This is a genomic window from Thioclava sp. JE_KL1, from assembly GCF_009296265.1.
Classification (GTDB): Bacteria; Pseudomonadota; Alphaproteobacteria; order Rhodobacterales; family Rhodobacteraceae; genus Thioclava.
In genome coordinates, this window is record NZ_WBJS01000096.1 from 1 (window position 1) to 453 (window position 453).

A 453-nucleotide genomic window follows, 5' to 3' on the forward strand; every position below is an offset into this window, starting at 1 on the left:
GGTGTAGCATCTTGAGTAAACTCATTAGACGCTGCTGAGTAGGTGTAATTACCCGTTGAAAAATCAAATGTCAAAGTTCCTTTTCCTGCAATGGATACACCATCACTAGGGAAGTTAGTTGATGTATAAGTCGTACCGTCAACTTGGATACCCTGAATAGAAATGTGGCCATCGCCGCCCGTAACATTATCGGACACCGTTCCAGAAACAGACAAGGTCACATTACTTGTCATGACATCTGCCAGTTGTGTTTCATCGGTAACGATAACGGCGTCTTTGCCATCCTGAACCTGTACCACATCCAAATAATCATCGGAAACATTATTTCCAACACCAATAACATTCAATTCATCAACATTTGAATCGACAAAAGATTTCCAGTCTTTAATGGTTTGATCACTGTCATCATTAACAGAATATTTATTATCTGTTGGCTCACCGTCAGACAGGAAG

The 453-nt window shown here is 40.6% G+C and carries 1 protein-coding gene; it reads right to left on the reverse strand.

The features are described from left to right. Positions 1-453, reverse strand: a 453-nt coding sequence (locus tag F8R15_RS21625; RefSeq protein ID WP_172976298.1) for a hypothetical protein, incomplete at both ends; no start/stop codon positions are given.